The sequence below is a fragment of the Sulfitobacter sp. R18_1 genome, from assembly GCF_017743915.1.
GTDB classification, from domain to species: Bacteria; Pseudomonadota; Alphaproteobacteria; order Rhodobacterales; family Rhodobacteraceae; genus Sulfitobacter; species Sulfitobacter faviae.
Genome location: NZ_JAGHRG010000002.1, coordinates 154,099 through 170,983, shown reverse-complemented (window position 1 = coordinate 170,983; position 16,885 = coordinate 154,099). Strand labels below are relative to the sequence as shown.

Sequence of the window (16,885 nt, the reverse complement as noted above, 5' to 3'; positions counted from 1 at the left end):
AGATGTGGTATATCTTGGTCCACGGAAGTCTCCCCTTTCGAATTTGACCGAGGTGTCCCCATGCGCAATTTCAGCCGGTCCGCGCGTCACGATCAGGACGATGCACGGAAATTTCAATTTATCTTCATGGCCGTAGGTCTCGCAATTATCGCGGGCGGCCTGTGGTGGCTTTATGAGGTCGAACGGCCTTACCACCCTTTCCTGCAGGGCAATGACCTGCATATGCAGCCTATCAGTGATTCCTGATCGGTTGGTCGGGGGCGGTCAGCGCCCCCAGTCTTCCCCCTGCATCTCCCGCAGGCGGGAGGCTGTACGCTCGAATTCAAAGGTGCCTTCACCTTCGAGGTAGAGCATTTCCGGCGCGGCGGCGGCGGAGCAGATCAGCCGCACCTTCGCCTCGTAAAGCGCGTCGATCAGGGTGACGAAACGCTTGGCCTCGTTAAAGTTCGACCGGCCAAGGGAGGGGATGTTGTCCAGCAGCAGCACGCGCACCGCCTGCGCCAGCGCGAGGTAATCCGCCGCGCCCAAGGGCTGGCCGCAGAGCGCGTGAAAACCGGCGCGGGCCATGCCGTTGTGATATTGCGGAATGGTCACTTCGCGGCCCTTGACGTGTAGGGTCAGCGGTTCGCCCTCGGCCCCTGCAAGATCGTCCCAGACCGCGTCCATCGCGGCCCGGCTTTCGGCGTTGACGGGGGTGAAATAGACCTGCGACCCTGCCAGCCGGTCTTGACGGTAGTCGGTCGGGCTGGCCAGTTCATGGACCACCATCCGCTCTTTGATGAGGTCAATGAAGGGCACGAAAACCTCGCGGTTGATGCCGTTTTTGTAGAGGTCATCAGGCAGGCGGTTCGAGGTGGTGACCACCACGACGCCCGCGGCGAAGAGTGCTTCGAACAGGCGGCCCACGATCATCGCGTCGGTGATGTCGGTGATCTGCATTTCGTCGAAGGCCAGCAGGCGGACGCTTTCCGCGACGTCGCGGGCCACGGGCGCAATGGCGTCATCCACGCCGGTCTTGCGGACCTCATGCATGGCGTTGTGGATTTCCTGCATGAAGGCGTGGAAATGCACGCGCCGCGCAGGCACGTCTGGCAGATGCGCCACGAACATGTCCATCAGCATGGATTTGCCGCGCCCGACGCCGCCCCATAGGTACAGGCCCTTGGGGGGCTCTGGGGCTTTGCGGAAAAAGCTTTTCTTCGGCGGGTTGGCCAGCGCATCGCGAATGCGGTCGAACTCGGCCATGACGGTTTCTTGGGCCGGGTCGGCCTGCAGTTTGCCCTCGGCGACAAGCCGGGCGTAGGTTTCGCGCATGTTGCTCATGGCGGGAGAGATAACGTGCTGGTGGGGGAGAGGAAAGGTGGTCTTGTGGAAGGGTCATCGCCTGCCCGCGGGTCGGCGATCCGACGGTATGGCGTTGCCACTTTATGGCTCAACCATGGTGTGTGTTCGCGAAGTCGCGCCAAGCCTCGCTAAATCGCCTACCCGGGGGGCGGGCAGGCGATGGCCCGGCGCCTACGGCTTGATTCCGGGCCAAGTGGCAATCGCGACCCTTACCAGTCCGCCGGCCCCTTCTCGGCAAACTCATGCACCAGAAAGTCGATGAACGCCCGCACTTTGGGCTGGGTGAACCGGCCCGGCGGGTAGACGGCATAGATACCCTGCGTCTCCAGCGGCAGATCGGGGATCGCGTCTTCGACGAGACCTTTCTCCATCGCCTCGGCGTAGAGGAAGCTTGGCAGATAGGCGATCCCGAGGCCCGAGATCGCGGCGTTCAAAAGGCTCTGCCCGTCGTTGACCGACAGCCAGCCCGCCGTGCGCACCTGCCGCTTCTCGCCCGAGGGGGCGGTGAGTTTCCACACGTTGCCCGAAGACTGGTTCGAGTAATGCAGCAGCTTGTGATTGTTCAGATCGTCGATCTTTTCCGGCCGCCCGTATTGCTCGAAATACTTCGGGCTGGCGATCATGCGTTTGGTGGTCTCGGTCAATTTGCGCGCGCGCAGGGTGCTGTCTTCCAGCTCCCCGATCCGCACGGCCATGTCGAAGCCTTCCGAGATAAGCTCGACGTAGCGGTTGTTCAGCACCATGTTCACGGTGATATCGGGGAAGTCCTGCAAGAACTCCGACAGCGCGGGGGAGAGGTGGTTCACCCCAAAGTCCGTCGCGACCGAGATCCGCAGCAGCCCCGAGGGCGCGGATTGCATCGAGGTGACCAAGGCATCAGCCTCGCCCGCGTCGTTCAGCACCCGGCGGGCGCGGTCGTAATAGGCAAGGCCAATCTCGGTGGGCGAGACGCGGCGGGTGGTGCGGTTCAGCAATCGTGCGCCCAAACGTGCCTCAAGCGAGGAGACATGCTTTGAAACGGCGGATTTCGAGATCCCCATCTTCTTGGCAGCATCTGTAAAGCCGCCTTGATCCACCACAGTGGCAAACGCTTCCATTTCCGTAAGGCGGTCCATTGCCTGTCCCTTCGCATTGATCTTGTTGCGGTCAGGTATGGGCGCCAATTCGGGCAGGATCGGGGCGGTGGCAAGACAGTCCCGTGGTCTTTGCGGGGATCGTTCATGGCATGGAAACGGCAGAACAATCCGTTTCCCCGCCTGTCACAGCCAGCGCAGCCATTTCAGCACGGCCAGCATGATGGCGGCGAGGCCGACCATGGCAAGGCAAAGGATCGCGAAGGCGCGCGGATCGTCCACCCCCGGCATCCCACCGACGTTTACACCGAAGAGCCCCGTTAGGAACCCCAGCGGCAGGAACACGGCGGCAGCGATGGACAATACGTAGCCATGCCGCGCCTGTCGCTGCGCGACTTGGTTGTCGTGTTCGTCCTGTACGGTGACGATGCGTTCTTGCAGGGCGTCCAATTCCTCGACCACGATGGCGGTGCGGTTGGCCAGTTCACGCAGCTTCATCGCGTCCACGTCCGGCACCAGCGGCAGGTTCAGCGTGGCTAGCCGCTCCAGCGCATGGCGCTGCGGGGCGAGGTAGCGCTCCAGCCGGATCGCGCTGCGGCGGGTCACCGGCAGTTCCTTCGGTGGCGGGGTGCTGTGGTCCTCTAGATCGGCCTCGTAGAAGGCCGTCCGATCCGCCAGCCGCGCCACTTCGACCTGCACCCGCGCGGTCAGGCGAGAGACCAGCGCCTCGACAAAGGCCGAAGGCCGGGGTGGCGCGTTGTTCTCGGCGGCCAGCGCGCGCAGCTCATCTATGGCAAAGACCCGGCGCATCCGCACGGTGATCACCACCGCATCTGTCACCCACATCCGGACCGAGACCATCTGGTCGGCCTGTTGACCTTCGTTGAGGTTGATGCCGCGCAGGTTCAGGATCAGCCCGTCGTCATATTCGTCACAGCGCGGGCGGGTTTCGGGTTGCAGCAAGGCGCCCGCCGGGATCTCGGGCAGGTGTTCGGCCAGCCACGGTGCCAGCGCCGGATCGGCCATGTCGTAGTGCCACCAGCGGTAGCGCCCCGGCCCGGTGAGGTTGTCATCGGAAGGCACCTGCGCGGTGCCGTCCTCATAGATGTCGAAGACGCAGAGGGGCATGGAGACCTTGGATCGTTTTGGCAATCCTGCGGCGATCTAGGGCGGGGCGCAAGGGGGCCAAGCGCCCGCCCGTCACTTACAGCCCGGCGGCCAGACGTGTGCCTTGGTTGATGGCGCGTTTCGCGTCCAGTTCCGCCGCCACATCCGCGCCGCCGATCACGTGGCAGGTCTGCCCCCGCGCCTCCAGCGCATCGGCGAGGCTGCGTTCGGACAATTGCCCGGCGCAGAGCACGATGGTGTCGGCCTCGATCAGCGTCGGGTTCTCGCGCGCCTCGCCGAAGGTGATGTGCAGGCCCGCGTCCTCGATCTGTTCGTAGTTCACGCCCGCGATCATCTTCACGTCGCGCATGGTGAGTGAGGCACGGTGAATCCAGCCCGTGGTCTTGCCCAGACCCTTGCCGGGCTTGCTGGTCTTGCGTTGCAGCATGGTGATCTGGCGCGCGGGCGCCGGGGGCTGCGGGCCTTCGGGGGCAAGGCCGCTGCGGTGTTCGCCCGGGTCCGTGACGCCCCATTCGCGCATCCATTCGGGCAGGTTCATCGTGCTGCTCTCGCCGTCATGCACCAGATGTTCGGACACGTCGAAGCCGATGCCGCCTGCGCCGATGACGGCGACCCGCTGGCCCACCTTCGCCGAGCCGTTCAGCACGTCGATGTAGCTCACTACGTTGTCGCGGTTCTGACCGGGAATCTGCGGGTCGCGCGGCACGACGCCGGTGGCGATGATGACCTCGTCGAAGCCTGAGAGCGCCTCGCTCGTGGCTTCGGTCTCAAGCTGAACGGTCACGCCGTGCACGTCCAGCATGGTGCGGTACCAGTCGACGAGGCCCCAGAACTCCTCCTTGCCGGCTACCTGTTTGGCGAGGTTGAGTTGCCCGCCGATCTCGCTTGCGCGGTCCATGAGCGTCACCTTGTGGCCGCGCTCCGCCGCCGTGATGGCAGCCGAGAGGCCGGCAGGCCCGGCGCCGACCACGGCGATGGATTTCGGGCTTGCGGCGGGTTCGATCCGCAACTCCGTCTCGTAACAGGCCCGCGGATTCACAAGACAGGTCGAGATCTTGCCGCCGAAGGTATGGTCGAGGCAGGCTTGGTTGCAGGCGATACAGGGGGCGATGCGCTCGGCCTGACCGGCCTTCGCCTTGGCGAGGAAATCGGCATCCGCCAGCATCGGACGCGCGAGGCTGACCATGTCGGCGCAGCCCTCCGCCAGCACCTCTTCGGCCACTTCCGGCGTGTTGATCCGGTTCGAGGTGATCAGCGGGATGCCCACCTTGCCCATCAGCTTTTTCGTGACCCATGCAAAGGCCGCGCGCGGCACCGAGGTGGCGATCGTGGGGATGCGCGCCTCGTGCCAGCCGATGCCGGTGTTGATGATATTGGCGCCCGCCTTCTCGACCTCTTGGGCCAGTTGCACGACCTCCTCAAAGGTTGAGCCGTTGGGGATGAGGTCGATCATCGACAGGCGGTAGATCAGGATGAAATCCTCGCCCACCGTCTCGCGCACGCGGCGCACGACCTCTAGCGGCAGGCGCATGCGGTTCTCGTAGGAGCCGCCCCAGCGGTCTTCGCGCTTGTTGGTATGGGTGACGAGGAACTGGTTCAGGAAATACCCCTCGGAGCCCATGATCTCGACCCCGTCATAGCCCGCCTCGCGGGCGCGCAGGGCGCAGGCGGCGATGTCGCTGATCTGTTTCTCGATGCCTTCCTCGTCCAACTCCTTGGGCGCGAACATCGAGATCGGGGATTTCACCGCGCTCGGGGCCACGCACTCGGGGGTAAAGGCATAGCGGCCCGCGTGGAGAATCTGCATGGCGATCTTGCCGCCCGCTTCATGCACCCGCTGGGTGATGATGCTGTGGTTGTCCACGTCCTTCTGGCTGACCATCATCGCCGCGCCATGGGCCACCGCGCCTTCGCTGTTCGGCCCGATGCCGCCCGTGACCATCAGCCCCACATCGCCCCGCGCCCGTGCCGCATAGAACTCCGCCACGCGGTTCCAGTCGCCCGTCTCCTCCAACCCGGTGTGCATCGAGCCCATCAACAGCCGGTTCTTCAGCGTGGTGAAACCAAGGTCGAGCGGGGCAAGCAGGTGGGGATAGTCGGACATGGCTTTACCTTTCTGGGTGGGCTGGGTCACTGTGACACCATCGGAAACGGCAGGGCAAGTCACGCGAAACGCCGCGTCATCCGCGCGGCTCACGGCAGGTCAAGACGGGGTGCGGGATGGTGCGGGCAGAGGTGGCGTTGCGTGATGCGGTGATGGCGGATCATGATGCTTTGGGGCGGGTGATGTTTGACGCGATCCACCATGGGACAAGCGCCTATAGCGCAGCAGAGCGTGCCGCGTGGCTCCCCGCTCCACCACGGGGGCCGCAGTGGTCGGCCAAGTTGGGCGGGCAGCAGGTGGTGCTGGCCGAACGGGCGGGGCAGGTGATCGGTTTCATGACGCGGGAGCGGGGCTATATCGATCTGGCTTTCATCGCCGCGGCGGCGCAGGGGCAGGGTATCTTTCGCGCGCTTTATGGGCGGGTCGAACAGGCAGCGATCACAGCGGGCGAGAGCCGGTTGCACACCCATGCCAGCGTGATGGCGCGGCCCGCCTTTGAGGCTATGGGCTTTCGTGTTATCGCGGCAGAGCGCATCGCACGGTCGGGTGAATATCTGGACCGCTTTGAAATGGAGAAGATACTGACATGACCCCCGAAGAGATTGCCAAACTGCCCTACCGCCCTTGCGTCGGCGTGATGCTGGTGAATGCCGAGGGCGAGATCTTTGTCGGCCAGCGGCGCGACCGGGATCAGGACGCTTGGCAGATGCCCCAAGGCGGGGTCGACAAGGGCGAGGCCGCGCGCGATGCGGCCCTGCGTGAATTGGAGGAAGAGACCGGCATCCCCAGCAATCTGGTGCGGATCGAAGCCGAGACGACAAGCTGGCTGCCCTATGATCTGCCCCATGAACTGGTGCCCAACATCTGGAAAGGCCGCTACCGGGGGCAGGAACAGAAGTGGTTCCTCATGCGTTTTCTGGGACGGGACGATCAGGTCAATATCCAGACGGCTGAGCCTGAATTCTCGGAATGGCGCTGGATGCCCGCGGATCAGCTGGTCGCGAATATCGTGCCGTTCAAACGTGCGGTCTATGCGGCGGTTCTTGAAGAGTTTGAGGAGAAGTTATGACACGGATCATCGCCTGCGCCCTCGCCACTTTGGCCCCGCTGCCCGCGCTTGCGCTCAGTTGCCTGCCCCATTCGGTCGAGGCGACCTATCAACGCGCGGCCAAGGCCGAGGAAAGTTATGTCGTGGTGCAGGGGCGTCTGACCTTTGACGCCAGCGCCCTGCCGAAGGGTGGCACCATCGGGATCAACCCGCCCGAAGAGACGCCGATCCGGGCGCAGATCAGCGGCAAGGCGCTGTCGAAAGGGGGCTTTGACGTGCCCTTTGACCAGCCCCTCACGCTCAACGTTCAGTGTTTCGGCCCGTGGTGCGGCTCTGCCGAAGAGGGGGATGTCCTAGCCTTCCTCGAACGCAAACCGGATGGGGCCTATGCGCTGGAAAGCAACCCCTGCGGGGGCGACCTCTTCGGCTCTCCGAAGCCTGCCATGGTCGATAAAGTAATCGCCTGTTTCCACGGGGCGGAGTGCACGCCGGTTCGGTGATCCGGCGGCAGTCTTATGCCTCGATAAGCGGCACTTGCGGTGCCGCATCGCGCGGCAGCAGCCCTGTGAGACGCGGATCGTCGTCGATCTCGACCTGGCGGCGCACCGGGATGAAGCCTGACCGCACATAAAAGCCAAGCGCCTGTGGGCTGTCGTTGGTGCAGGTGTGCAGGTGCAGCCGGGTGATCGGCTGTTCCCAAGCCAGGGTGATCGCTTGGTTCATCAAATACCGCCCTGATCCACTGCCGATCAGCGCAGAGGTCAGCCCGAAATAGGCCAACTCGCAGCTGCCATCTTCGGGGAAGTTCAACTCAAGCAGCGCCACGTCCTTGCCATCGCGGGTCAGCGTATAAAAGTCCCGCGCCGGGTCTTGCAGCAGCGCAGAGAGGGCCGCGTCATCCAATTTGAGCCGCCCGTACCAGAGCCAATCCATCCCGACGCGCCGGAAAATGTCCCGAAACCAGTCGGGCGTCGGTGTGACCTTCCGAAAGGTGACACCCTCGGGCAGGGGCACCTCCCGCAGGCTGGGTTTGGCGTCCATCTCAAGATGGGTCACCACCACGGCGAGTTTGCCGGGGGGGACATCGTGGAATCCGTTCTCGATCATGGTCAGACCAGCCCTTCGGCCTTGAACAGGGCCATGATGTCAGTCTGGGGGCGGGGGCCGATGTGGCGGATCACCTCGCCCGCGCAGATGTTGCCCATGCGACCACAGGTCTCAAGATCGCGGCCCGTGGCAAGACCATAGAGGAAGCCCGCCGCGAATTGATCGCCCGCGCCCGTGGCATCCACCGGCACGACCTTTTCGACCGGCACGTCGACCCGTTCCGCGCCCCGGACCAATGTGACCCCGTCGCCCGAGCGGGTGCAGACCACCAGCGGGCAAATCTCGGCGGTTTTGGCCAGTGCGGCTTCGGTGTCGTCGGTTTCCCAAAGGGCGCGAATCTCGGCCACATTGCCGATGACATAGCCCAGATCGTTTTCGATCAGCGCGAGGAAGTCGTCGCGGTGGCGCTCCACGCAGAAGGGATCGGAGATGGCGATGCCCGCCATGCCGCCGCCCGCCGTCGCGGCCCGAGCGGCCTCGCGAAAGGCGGTTTTGCCCGCCTCATGGTCAAAGAGGTAGCCTTCGAGGAACATCAGCTTGGCCTTCTCCGTCACCGCCTGCGGCACATCGGCCGAGGTCAGCCCGGTTGAGATGCCGAGGTAGGTGTTCAGCGACCGCTCCCCATCGGGGGTGACGAAGATCATGCAACGCGAGGTTGGGTTCTCGCCCTCCGCCACGGGGGCGTTGACGAAATCGATCCCGATATCGGTCATCGCCTTGGCATAGAACTGGCCCAACTCATCATCGCGCACCCGCCCGATAAAGGCTGTCTTGAGGCCCAGCGCGCCCGCGCCCGCGACGGTATTGGCGACCGAGCCGCCCGGCGTCTGCACCCGGTCTTGCATCGCGCCATAGAGGTCTTCAGCGCGTTCACGTTCGATCAACTGCATGATGCCTTTTTCGATGCCGTTGTCGGCAAGGAAGTTGTCATCGGCATGGGAGATCACGTCGACGACGGCGTTGCCGATGCCAACCACTTCGTATTGGGTCATTCTGTCTTGTCCTCGTATTGGCACAGGTCACGGATGATGCAGGTGCGGCACAGGGGTTTGCGGGCTTTGCAGTGATAGCGGCCATGCAGGATCAGCCAGTGATGGGCATGGCGCTGGAAATCGGCGGGAATGTTGTCCTCGATAGCGCGCTCGACCGCGTCAACCGTCTTGCCCGGTGCGATCCCGGTGCGGTTGCCGACGCGGAAGATATGCGTGTCCACCGCCTGCGCGGGCTGGCCCCACCACATATTGAGCACCACATTCGCGGTCTTGCGCCCGACACCCGGCAGCGATTGCAGCGCGGCGCGGGAATTGGGCACCTCGCCGTCGTAATCGTCGACAAGGATTTGGCTTAGCTTGATGACGTTCTTGGCCTTCTGACGGTAGAGGCCGATGGTCTTGATATGGTCGATCAGCCCCTCAAGCCCCAGATCGAGCATCTTTTGCGGCGTGTCGGCGATCTTGAACAGCTCGCGCGTCGCCTTATTGACGCCCGCGTCTGTCGATTGCGCGCTCAGCGCCACGGCCACCACGAGCGTATAGACATTCACATGCTCCAACTCGCCCTCGGGCTCAGGCTCTGCCTGTTGGAAGCGGGCGAAGATCTCGCGGATGGTATGATAATCAAGTTGGCGGGCCATGGCCCAGGGTATGCGATGAATGGCGCGGCAGGGCAAGCGGGGGCGGCGCTTGGGGTGCGATGGCGCAAGAAACGGGTCGCACGGGGGCAGGGGCGCGGCTAATCTTGCGGCATGACACAGATCGCACAGCTCTCTCCCGCGCCCGAAGATCAGGGGTACCACTATCAGGTGATGCGCCGCGCCATCGCCCTGATCGACGAGGCCGAGGACCCCAAGCAACTCGATTGGATCGCGGGTGAGATGGGCATGTCCGCCGCGCATTTCCAGCGGTTGTTCTCGCGCTGGGTGGGGGTCTCGCCCAAGCGATACCAGCAGTATCTGATGCTGGATCAGGCCAAGGTCATGCTGCGCGATCACTTCACCACATTGGCGGCGGCGCATGAATTGGGGCTGTCGGGCAGCGGGCGGTTGCATGACCTTTTCCTGCGCTGGGAGGCGATGAGCCCCGGTGAGTTCGCCCGTAAGGGCGCGGGGCTGACGATCTACTGGGGTTGGTTCGACAGCCCCTTCGGCCCGACGCTGGTGATGGGCACCAACAAGGGCATCTGCGGCTTGGCGCTGTCGTCGGAAGTGGGAGAGGATGCGGCGATGGCGGATCTTTGCAGCCGCTGGCCGCTCGCCGATTTCGTGGAGGCCCCCGCGCGGTTGCAGGCATGGGTTGACGCGGCCTTTGGGCGGCGGAAGGACCCCGAGGCCAAAGCGCCGCTCTACCTTATCGGTGCGCCCTTTCAGATCAAGGTCTGGGAGGCGCTGCTGAGCATCCCCTCGGGGCAGGTGACCACCTATTCCGAAATCGCGCAGCGCATCGGCAGCCCCCGCGCCGTGCGTGCCGTGGGCACGGCAGTAGGGCGCAATCCGGTGAGTTGGCTGATCCCCTGCCACCGGGCGTTGCGCAAAAGCGGGGGCTTGGGCGGCTACCACTGGGGGCTGCCGGTGAAACGCGCAATGCTCGCCTTCGAGGCGGCACGGGCAGAAGCGCAAACAGCCCCCTCTGGGCGGGTTTCTGCCGAATAGCGGTTATATGTAATGTTTTTGGGAACTTTGCGTGCCTATATTGCGTTCACGTCAAGATGCCCCGCCCGAACGGGGCCGCAAACATGAAGGCAGTAGACATGATTTCTTCGAAGATGACTTTGGCCGCCGCTCTGGCTGGCGCGATGACACTGGGTGCCTGTACGCAGCCGATGCAGCCGGGCAATGGCGATCCCAACCAGCGGACCAAGAACGGCGCTTTGATCGGTGCGGGCGTCGGGGCCCTTGCCGGTGCGATTTCCGAAGGCGACGGCAAAGGCGCGCTGAAAGGCGCTTTGATCGGCGGCACGATCGGCGCGGGCGTCGGCTATTCGCTGGACAAGCAAGAGGCCGAGTTGCGCGCCGCGATGGACAGCCGCGTGGTGATCACCAACACCGGCGACCGTCTGATCGTGACACTGCCGCAAGACATCCTCTTTGCGACCGACAGCACCAACGTATCGCCCGCCCTGCGTGACGATCTGGCCGCGCTGGCGCAGAACGTAAACATCTATCAGAACTCCACCCTGCAAGTCGTGGGCCACACCGACAGCGATGGCGAAGCGGCCTATAACCAGCAGCTTTCCGAGCGTCGCGCGCAGGCCGTGGGTAACATCCTTCTGTCCAACGGCGTGCCACAGCAGCGTTTGCAGACATTCGGCCGTGGCGAAAGCCAGCCTGTGGCAAGCAACCTGAGCGCCGCTGGCAAGGCGCAGAACCGCCGGGTCGAGATCGTGATCCTGCCCAACGCGCGCTAAACTGCACCTTGAGAGTGACAGAGAACCCCGGCCAGTGGCCGGGGTTTTTTTGTTGGCCTAGAGGTTGTCCTCGACCCTGAAACCCGCGGGGATGGCATCGCGGCCTTCGAGCAGAAGATCGGCCATCACCTCTGCCACTTTCGGGGCCATGCCGAAGCCGATTTTAAAGCCGCCGTTGGCGATGTAATGCCCCGGCTTGCCCGGCCACGGCCCCAGCATCGGCGCACGGCTGCGGCTGCGCGGGCGCAGCCCGGCCCAGCGTTCGACGACCGGCGCGTTTTGCAATGCGGGCACCGCCGCGCGGGCCTTGGCGATCACCGCGTCGAGCTGCGCATCGGTGCCGTCAGGGCTGTCATATTCTCGCTCAGTGGTGCCGCCCACAGCCACCGTGCCATCCAGATGCGGGATCACATGGACCCCATCGGCAAAAAGCTGCGCTGCGCCGCCCCGGTCCAACCGCAGGAGCGCGGCCTGCCCTTTGATGCCCGCGCCAACCAAACGCGGATGGCCCGCATTCAGCGCCTCCAGCCCCGCGACCCCAGTGGCCCAGAGGGTCAGGCCCATATCGGGCGCTTCGGCCACGATCTCAACGCCTTTGGCCGCCAGCGCCGCGATGAGGGCGGCACAGGCGTGGCGCGGGTGGACGAGGGCGCTGAGGGTGTCGTGGATCAGCCAGCCCGTCGGGCTCTGCGGGGCCCAATCGCTGCTCTCGGCCCGGATCAACTCCCACCGGGCGCGGCCTTGCCAAAGTTCGGCTGCCGTGTCCTGCCGCTGCCGCGCCAGCGCGAGGGCCGCGTCATCCGCGACCGGCTGCAAGCGCCCGCTGCGGATATAGCCGGACGCGCGACCGCCCTCGGCCTCGACCTCGGCCCAGAAGGCTTCGGCGCTGAGCAGGCTCTCAAGCTGAAAGGCTTTCTTGGCGTTCCAATTCTCCGGCACATGCGGCGCCAGCGCGCCCACGATCCCGCCCGAAGCCCCCGCCGCCGGTCCTGACGGATCGACTACGCGCACCGTCGCCCCGCGCCGGACGCAGGCCCAAGCCACCGACAGGCCAAAAATCCCGGCCCCTCTTACGGTTACATCCACCATTGCCATTCCCCGCCAGCTTGCGCAGTGTCTGCGCGACTTCTTCCCCCTCTAGCAGGACGTGCCGTGCCAGACCAGAATGCCCAGATCACGTGGCGCGCGGGCCAAGTGCCCGTTTCGACCCAGTTCGATGACCCCTACTTCAGCTTGGAAGATGGCGCGGCTGAGACGGCCTATGTCTTTCTGGCGGGCAATGACCTGCCCGAGAGGTTCCGCCCCGGCTTTCACATCGCTGAACTTGGCTTTGGCACCGGGCTGAACCTGTTGCTGGCTTGGGATGCTTGGATGCGGGCGGGCCATGACGGGCCGCTGCATTTCACCAGTTTCGAAGCCTACCCGATGCGGCCTGAGGATATGGCGCAGGCCCATGCGGCCTTTCCCGCGCTCGACGGGCGGCGCGATGCGCTGACAGCGGCGTGGGATGGCGCGGGTGGCGTGTTGGAACTGCCCGGCCTGCGGGCCGAGATCATCATTGGGGACGCGCGCGAAACCCTGCCCGCATGGCAGGGTCAGGTCGATGCTTGGTTCCTTGATGGGTTCTCACCGGCCAAGAACCCCGAGCTTTGGGGCGATGATCTGATGGCCGAGGTGGCACGCCATACCGCACCGGGCGGCAGTGCTGCGACCTATACCGCCGCGGGCTTCGTGCGCCGTGCCCTCTCCGCGGGCGGTTTCGAGGTTGCCCGCATCCCCGGCTATGGCCGCAAACGCCATATGACCCGCGCACGGATGCCCGCATGAGCCAGTCCAACAACATCCCGCTCGGCATCATGCTGATGATCGCCACGACGATGGTCTTCGCCGTTCAGGACGGGCTGTCACGCCATCTGGCCGAGAATTACAACGTGCTGATGGTGGTGATGATCCGCTATTGGTTTTTCGCGGCCTTCGTGATCGCGCTGGCATTGCGCAAGGCGGGCGGCATCCGCCGCGCCGCCGCCACGACACAGCCTGCGGTGCAAATCCTGCGGGGCGTGCTGCTCTCGGCGCAGATTTGCACGATGGTACTGGGCTTCACCATTCTGGGCTTGGTGGAGAGCCATGCGGTCTTTACCTGCTACCCGCTTTTGGTGGCGGCGCTCTCCGGTCCGATCTTGGGTGAGAAAGTCGGCTGGCGGCGGTGGGCCGCGATTGGTGTGGGCTTTGTCGGGGTGCTGGTGATCTTGCAACCCGGGCTTCGCGTGGTGGATCCGGCCGCCGCGATCCCGCTGGCAGGGGCGGCGATGTTTGCGGTCTACGGGCTGCTGACCCGCTATGTCGCGCGGCGCGATAACACGGCGACGAGCTTTTTCTGGACGGGCGTCACCGGCGCGGCGGTCATGACGGCGGTCGGCATCTGGTTTTGGGAGCCGATGACGCCGGGCAACTGGCTGCTGATGGGCACGCTTTGCATCACCGGGGTCACGGGCCATTGGCTGCTGATCCGTTGCTACGAGGTGGCCGAGGCAAGCGCGGTGCAGCCCTTCGCCTATACGCAGTTGATCTTTACCGTGATCATCGGCCTGTCTGTCTTTAACGAAGTGCTGCGCCCCAGTGTGGTGTTGGGCGCGGGCATGATCGTGGCGGCGGGGCTGTTCACCCTATGGCGCGAACGCCTTCAACGTCGCCCCGGTTAACTCTTTGCTAAAGGGGATCGGCAGCGGGTCTTTTCCCAGACGGGCGCGATAGACGGGCAGGCTTTCGGTCACCCGCATGACGTAGTTCTGCGTCTCACGAAAGGGGATCATCTCGATCCAATCGACGATGTCGATCTCACGCTTGCGCGGGTCGCCATAGGTCGCCATCCAGCGCCGCGGGCGGCTGGGGCCTGCGTTATAGGCCGCCGACATCATGGAGACATTGCCGTCGAAAAGTCCGGCCATCTGCGACAGATAGGTCGCGCCAAGCCGCGCGTTGTAATCGGGGTCGGCGGTCAGCCGGTCCGTCGTGTGCTGGCCTGAGATGCCCAGATCGCGCGCCACGTCCCGCGCCGTGGCGGGCATGATCTGCATTAAGCCCCGCGCGCCGACGCCGCTTTGCACATTGGGATCAAATTCGCTTTCACGCCGCGCGATGGCGAGGGTCATCTCGGTCGCCATCGGCAGGTCTTTTTCCACCAGACTGTGCAGCGCGTAATAGGGGGCGGGCACCTCCAGCCCCCGCTGCGCGGCGCGTTTGCCGATCATCACCGCGATATGCGGCTGGCCCACGTCGATCGCGGCTTGCCCCAGCAGGGCGATGTCTTCGGGGACGAGCTGCTCGGCCAAATGGGTCCAGAACCGTTCGGCGGTGGACAGCTCGCCCGAGGCTTGCAGCAGCAACCCGGCCTCGAACAGCGGCGCACGGGCCAGCGGAGAGCTGCGCCAGTCTTGCTCAGGTGCCGCGCCTGCGAGCTTTTCGTCAAAGGGGAGGCCGCCCCGTTCGGCGGCCAGCAGCCCGTAGAAGGAGGTTTGGTACTTCGCCCCCATGGCATAGGCTTTCGCCGCGCCTTCCGCATCGCCCATCGCCTCTAACGCGCGGCCTTGCCAATAGCCCGCGCGGCCTTGGCTGATGGGGGATTCCACGGCGTTGTCGTGGTTCTGGAAATGGCCCAGAGCGGTGGTGGGATCGTCCAAGAACCGCAACGCGATATAGCCCGAAAGCCATTCGAGATCGGCATAGTTCGAGCCATCGGTCAGAAAATGCTGCGACGCCAGTCGGTAGGCCCTTTGCGCATCGCCATTGCGCATTTCATCCCGCGCCAAGGCGCGACGGCGGTTGGCCCATTTGGGGGGCTGGCCCAGGGCCTCAGCCGAGGTCGAGCGCGCCAGCATCAAATCCTTGGCATCCTCCCGTAGACCCTTGCGGATACGCCATTCAAAGCGGTCATGCGCCAGCCCCGGCGCATCGGATTTGGAGGAGGGGAGCGCGTCGATCTTGGCGTTCACGTCGCTTTCCAGCTTTTGCAGGGCGATACGGGTTTCCGCCAGCGCCCTGTCGGCGCTTGAGACCAGATCGAACATCTGCCGCGCTTCGGAATGTTCGCGCTGCCAGAGCATCTCTTCCAGCCGTGCCGCGTGATGGGAGGCCAGAAGGCTGCCATGCGCCTCGACAAATAGCGCCTGACTGCTGGCGTTCATCGGCATGGTGCGCCACGCCAGAACGAGGTTCGCCTCGGCCTCACCGCGCTGGCCGCTGTTGATCAGCGCCTCGGCATGGGCCAGCACGCCGCGTGGGGTCTGCGGGGCCATGGCCGAGAAGAAATCCAGTATCTCGCTCTCACCCTGTTTGATGACCGCCGCTTCGCTCTGCCGGCGCAAATATGCCTCACCGGGCCAGTCGGGTCTGCGGTTCAGGAAGTCGCGCGTGTCGGCATAGGTGCCGCGCCCGGCGCGCAGCCGGTGCCATTCGATCACATCTGCGGCGACCTGCCCATCACGGGCGGCCAGTGCTGCGGCGGCGTCCCAATTGCCGCTGCGCATCGCATCCATCGCCCAGCCCAAAGGCCGTGGCCGCTGCGCCTCCGCAGGCACGGTCAGGACAAAAACACTCATGAGGATCGCCATCAGGCGCGTCATCGCTTGCATTTCCTACGTCTCCGAGGCTAGAGCCTTGCAACATATGGCTCGGGCGCCGTTTATCAAACCGTAGCGCCCGCAAAAGCCCTCATCCAGTCCGGTTTTCCGCCGGCCAGCACTTAAGGAGCGTGCACATGTTTAAAGGCTCTCTGCCTGCCCTCGTCACGCCGTTTCGCAACGGCGCGCTGGATCTGGATACGCTCAAGAAACTTATCGAATGGCACATCGGCGAAGGGTCGAGCGGGCTTGTCCCCGTCGGCACCACCGGCGAATCCCCGACGCTGAGCCATGCCGAGCATGAGACCGTCGTCGAAGAGGTGGTCAAAGCCGTCGCGGGCCGCATTCCGGTCATCGCGGGCGCCGGGTCGAACAACACGGTCGAAAGCATCCGCCTTGCCCGCCACGCCGAAAAGGTCGGCGCCGACGCGCTGCTGGTGGTGACGCCCTATTACAACAAGCCCACGCAACGCGGCTTGGTGGCGCATTTCACTGCCGTGCATGACTGCTGCGAGTTGCCGATCATCATCTACAACATCCCCGGCCGTTCGGTGGTGGATATGATGCCCGAAACGATGGGCGAACTGGCCGAGCTGCCGCGCATCGTCGGCGTCAAGGACGCCACCGGCGATCTGGCGCGCGTCTGCGATCAGCGCATTACCTGCGGCCCGGATTTCTGCCAGCTCTCGGGCGAAGATGCCACGGCGCATGGGTTCAACGCTCAAGGCGGCGTCGGCTGTATCTCGGTCACCGCCAATGTCGCGCCGCGCCTTGTGGCGCAGATGCAGGCCGCCTGTCTTGAGGGCGATTATGCCAAGGCGCTGGAGTTGCAGGACCGTCTGATGCCGCTGCACAAGGCGATCTTTACCGAACCGGGGCTTGTGGGTGTGAAATACGCCATGTCGCGGCTCGACCTCTGCTCGGACGAGGTGCGTCTGCCGCTCACGGAACTGACCGACCCGACCAAGGAACTGGTCGATGCGGCCCTGCGCCATGCGGGTTTGATGAACTAAGCCTACTGTAAACAGGTTGGCCGATACGAAGAGGGGGGAGACACCCC

Annotated in this window: 18 protein-coding genes; 9 read left to right on the top strand and 9 right to left on the bottom strand. The window is 64.6% G+C overall.

All coding sequences use genetic code 11. From position 1 onward, the window contains the following. The first annotated feature begins 60 nt into the window (after window positions 1-60). A complete protein-coding gene (locus J7392_RS06075; protein WP_168612943.1) occupies window positions 61-246 on the top strand; it encodes a hypothetical protein in 186 nt (61 codons plus the stop codon). A gap of 18 nt (window positions 247-264) precedes the next feature. Here J7392_RS06075 and zapE read toward each other — a convergent pair whose 3' ends face one another. The 4 genes from zapE to J7392_RS06055 all read right to left on the bottom strand — a co-directional run bounded on the left by zapE (window position 265) and on the right by J7392_RS06055 (window position 5,649). Then, entirely contained in the window at window positions 265-1,323 is a 1,059-nt protein-coding gene (gene zapE / locus J7392_RS06070) for a cell division protein ZapE (protein WP_209216686.1), read from the bottom strand. Between the two features lie 230 nt (window positions 1,324-1,553). After that, a complete protein-coding gene (locus J7392_RS06065; RefSeq protein WP_067261147.1) occupies window positions 1,554-2,459 on the bottom strand; it encodes a LysR family transcriptional regulator in 906 nt (301 codons plus the stop codon). A gap of 144 nt (window positions 2,460-2,603) precedes the next feature. Next, window positions 2,604-3,545 (bottom strand): zinc transporter ZntB, encoded by a 942-nt coding sequence (locus J7392_RS06060; RefSeq protein ID WP_209216684.1) that lies wholly within the window; start codon window positions 3,543-3,545, stop codon window positions 2,604-2,606. A gap of 76 nt (window positions 3,546-3,621) precedes the next feature. Next, complete coding sequence (locus tag J7392_RS06055; RefSeq protein ID WP_209216682.1) at window positions 3,622-5,649, bottom strand: NADPH-dependent 2,4-dienoyl-CoA reductase; 2,028 nt, start codon at window positions 5,647-5,649, stop codon at window positions 3,622-3,624. A gap of 116 nt (window positions 5,650-5,765) precedes the next feature. On the opposite strand from J7392_RS06055, the gene J7392_RS06050 reads away from it, so the two are divergent. From J7392_RS06050 to J7392_RS06040, 3 genes are read left to right on the top strand one after another with little or no spacing between them, the layout of a single operon-like run. After that, window positions 5,766-6,239, top strand: coding sequence for a GNAT family N-acetyltransferase (locus J7392_RS06050; protein ID WP_209216680.1), 474 nt, complete (start codon window positions 5,766-5,768; stop codon window positions 6,237-6,239). After that, complete coding sequence (locus J7392_RS06045) at window positions 6,236-6,718, top strand: RNA pyrophosphohydrolase (protein WP_209216678.1); 483 nt, start codon at window positions 6,236-6,238, stop codon at window positions 6,716-6,718. Before J7392_RS06050 ends, J7392_RS06045 begins: the two co-directional genes overlap by 4 nt. After that, window positions 6,715-7,197 (top strand): hypothetical protein, encoded by a 483-nt coding sequence (locus J7392_RS06040; RefSeq protein WP_209216676.1) that lies wholly within the window; start codon window positions 6,715-6,717, stop codon window positions 7,195-7,197. The genes J7392_RS06045 and J7392_RS06040 overlap by 4 nt, the downstream gene beginning before the upstream one ends. A 13-nt stretch (window positions 7,198-7,210) precedes the next feature. Here the strand turns inward: J7392_RS06040 and J7392_RS06035 are convergent, their stop codons facing one another. From J7392_RS06035 to nth, 3 genes are read right to left on the bottom strand one after another with little or no spacing between them, the layout of a single operon-like run. Beyond that, on the bottom strand, window positions 7,211-7,804 hold the full coding sequence (locus tag J7392_RS06035) for a GNAT family N-acetyltransferase (protein WP_209216675.1): 594 nt from the start codon (window positions 7,802-7,804) through the stop codon (window positions 7,211-7,213). Window positions 7,805-7,806: 2 nt separating this feature from the next. Beyond that, window positions 7,807-8,796, bottom strand: a complete 990-nt coding sequence (locus J7392_RS06030) for an adenosine kinase (RefSeq protein ID WP_209216673.1) — start codon at window positions 8,794-8,796, stop codon at window positions 7,807-7,809. Next, entirely contained in the window at window positions 8,793-9,437 is a 645-nt protein-coding gene (nth, locus tag J7392_RS06025; protein ID WP_209216671.1) for an endonuclease III, read from the bottom strand. The genes J7392_RS06030 and nth overlap by 4 nt, the downstream gene beginning before the upstream one ends. Window positions 9,438-9,548: 111 nt before the next feature. Between nth and J7392_RS06020 the strand changes: the two genes are divergently transcribed. Next, complete coding sequence (locus J7392_RS06020) at window positions 9,549-10,451, top strand: bifunctional helix-turn-helix domain-containing protein/methylated-DNA--[protein]-cysteine S-methyltransferase (RefSeq protein ID WP_209216669.1); 903 nt, start codon at window positions 9,549-9,551, stop codon at window positions 10,449-10,451. A 98-nt stretch (window positions 10,452-10,549) separates the two neighbouring features. Further along, window positions 10,550-11,206 carry an OmpA family protein gene (locus J7392_RS06015; protein ID WP_209216668.1) on the top strand — a complete coding sequence of 219 codons (657 nt, stop codon included), beginning with the start codon at window positions 10,550-10,552 and terminating at the stop codon, window positions 11,204-11,206. Between the two features lie 57 nt (window positions 11,207-11,263). On the opposite strand, the gene J7392_RS06010 is transcribed toward J7392_RS06015, so the two are convergent. Further along, complete coding sequence (locus tag J7392_RS06010) at window positions 11,264-12,301, bottom strand: FAD-binding oxidoreductase (RefSeq protein WP_209216667.1); 1,038 nt, start codon at window positions 12,299-12,301, stop codon at window positions 11,264-11,266. Between the two features lie 57 nt (window positions 12,302-12,358). Here J7392_RS06010 and mnmD point away from each other — a divergent pair, with 57 nt between their 5' ends. After that, window positions 12,359-13,033, top strand: a complete 675-nt coding sequence (mnmD, locus tag J7392_RS06005) for a tRNA (5-methylaminomethyl-2-thiouridine)(34)-methyltransferase MnmD (RefSeq protein WP_209216665.1) — start codon at window positions 12,359-12,361, stop codon at window positions 13,031-13,033. Continuing rightward, a complete protein-coding gene (locus J7392_RS06000; RefSeq protein WP_209216663.1) occupies window positions 13,030-13,908 on the top strand; it encodes a DMT family transporter in 879 nt (292 codons plus the stop codon). The genes mnmD and J7392_RS06000 overlap by 4 nt, the downstream gene beginning before the upstream one ends. Here the strand turns inward: J7392_RS06000 and J7392_RS05995 are convergent. Next, window positions 13,873-15,837 carry a transglycosylase SLT domain-containing protein gene (locus J7392_RS05995; RefSeq protein ID WP_209216661.1) on the bottom strand — a complete coding sequence of 655 codons (1,965 nt, stop codon included), beginning with the start codon at window positions 15,835-15,837 and terminating at the stop codon, window positions 13,873-13,875. The genes J7392_RS06000 and J7392_RS05995 overlap by 36 nt on opposite strands. A gap of 125 nt (window positions 15,838-15,962) precedes the next feature. Here J7392_RS05995 and dapA point away from each other — a divergent pair, with 125 nt between their 5' ends. Next, window positions 15,963-16,838, top strand: coding sequence for a 4-hydroxy-tetrahydrodipicolinate synthase (gene dapA, locus J7392_RS05990; protein WP_209216660.1), 876 nt, complete (start codon window positions 15,963-15,965; stop codon window positions 16,836-16,838). Window positions 16,839-16,885 lie beyond the last annotated feature (47 nt).

Coding starts and splice junctions, on each gene's coding strand:
- J7392_RS06075 (WP_168612943.1), top strand. CDS start 61: ATGCGCAATTTCAGCCGGTCCGCGCGTCACGATCAGGACGATGCACGG.
- zapE (WP_209216686.1), bottom strand. CDS start 1,323: ATGAGCAACATGCGCGAAACCTACGCCCGGCTTGTCGCCGAGGGCAAA.
- J7392_RS06065 (WP_067261147.1), bottom strand. CDS start 2,459: ATGGACCGCCTTACGGAAATGGAAGCGTTTGCCACTGTGGTGGATCAA.
- J7392_RS06060 (WP_209216684.1), bottom strand. CDS start 3,545: ATGCCCCTCTGCGTCTTCGACATCTATGAGGACGGCACCGCGCAGGTG.
- J7392_RS06055 (WP_209216682.1), bottom strand. CDS start 5,649: ATGTCCGACTATCCCCACCTGCTTGCCCCGCTCGACCTTGGTTTCACC.
- J7392_RS06050 (WP_209216680.1), top strand. CDS start 5,766: ATGGTGCGGGCAGAGGTGGCGTTGCGTGATGCGGTGATGGCGGATCAT.
- J7392_RS06045 (WP_209216678.1), top strand. CDS start 6,236: ATGACCCCCGAAGAGATTGCCAAACTGCCCTACCGCCCTTGCGTCGGC.
- J7392_RS06040 (WP_209216676.1), top strand. CDS start 6,715: ATGACACGGATCATCGCCTGCGCCCTCGCCACTTTGGCCCCGCTGCCC.
- J7392_RS06035 (WP_209216675.1), bottom strand. CDS start 7,804: ATGATCGAGAACGGATTCCACGATGTCCCCCCCGGCAAACTCGCCGTG.
- J7392_RS06030 (WP_209216673.1), bottom strand. CDS start 8,796: ATGACCCAATACGAAGTGGTTGGCATCGGCAACGCCGTCGTCGACGTG.
- nth (WP_209216671.1), bottom strand. CDS start 9,437: ATGGCCCGCCAACTTGATTATCATACCATCCGCGAGATCTTCGCCCGC.
- J7392_RS06020 (WP_209216669.1), top strand. CDS start 9,549: ATGACACAGATCGCACAGCTCTCTCCCGCGCCCGAAGATCAGGGGTAC.
- J7392_RS06015 (WP_209216668.1), top strand. CDS start 10,550: ATGATTTCTTCGAAGATGACTTTGGCCGCCGCTCTGGCTGGCGCGATG.
- J7392_RS06010 (WP_209216667.1), bottom strand. CDS start 12,301: ATGGCAATGGTGGATGTAACCGTAAGAGGGGCCGGGATTTTTGGCCTG.
- J7392_RS06000 (WP_209216663.1), top strand. CDS start 13,030: ATGAGCCAGTCCAACAACATCCCGCTCGGCATCATGCTGATGATCGCC.
- J7392_RS05995 (WP_209216661.1), bottom strand. CDS start 15,837: ATGCAAGCGATGACGCGCCTGATGGCGATCCTCATGAGTGTTTTTGTC.
- dapA (WP_209216660.1), top strand. CDS start 15,963: ATGTTTAAAGGCTCTCTGCCTGCCCTCGTCACGCCGTTTCGCAACGGC.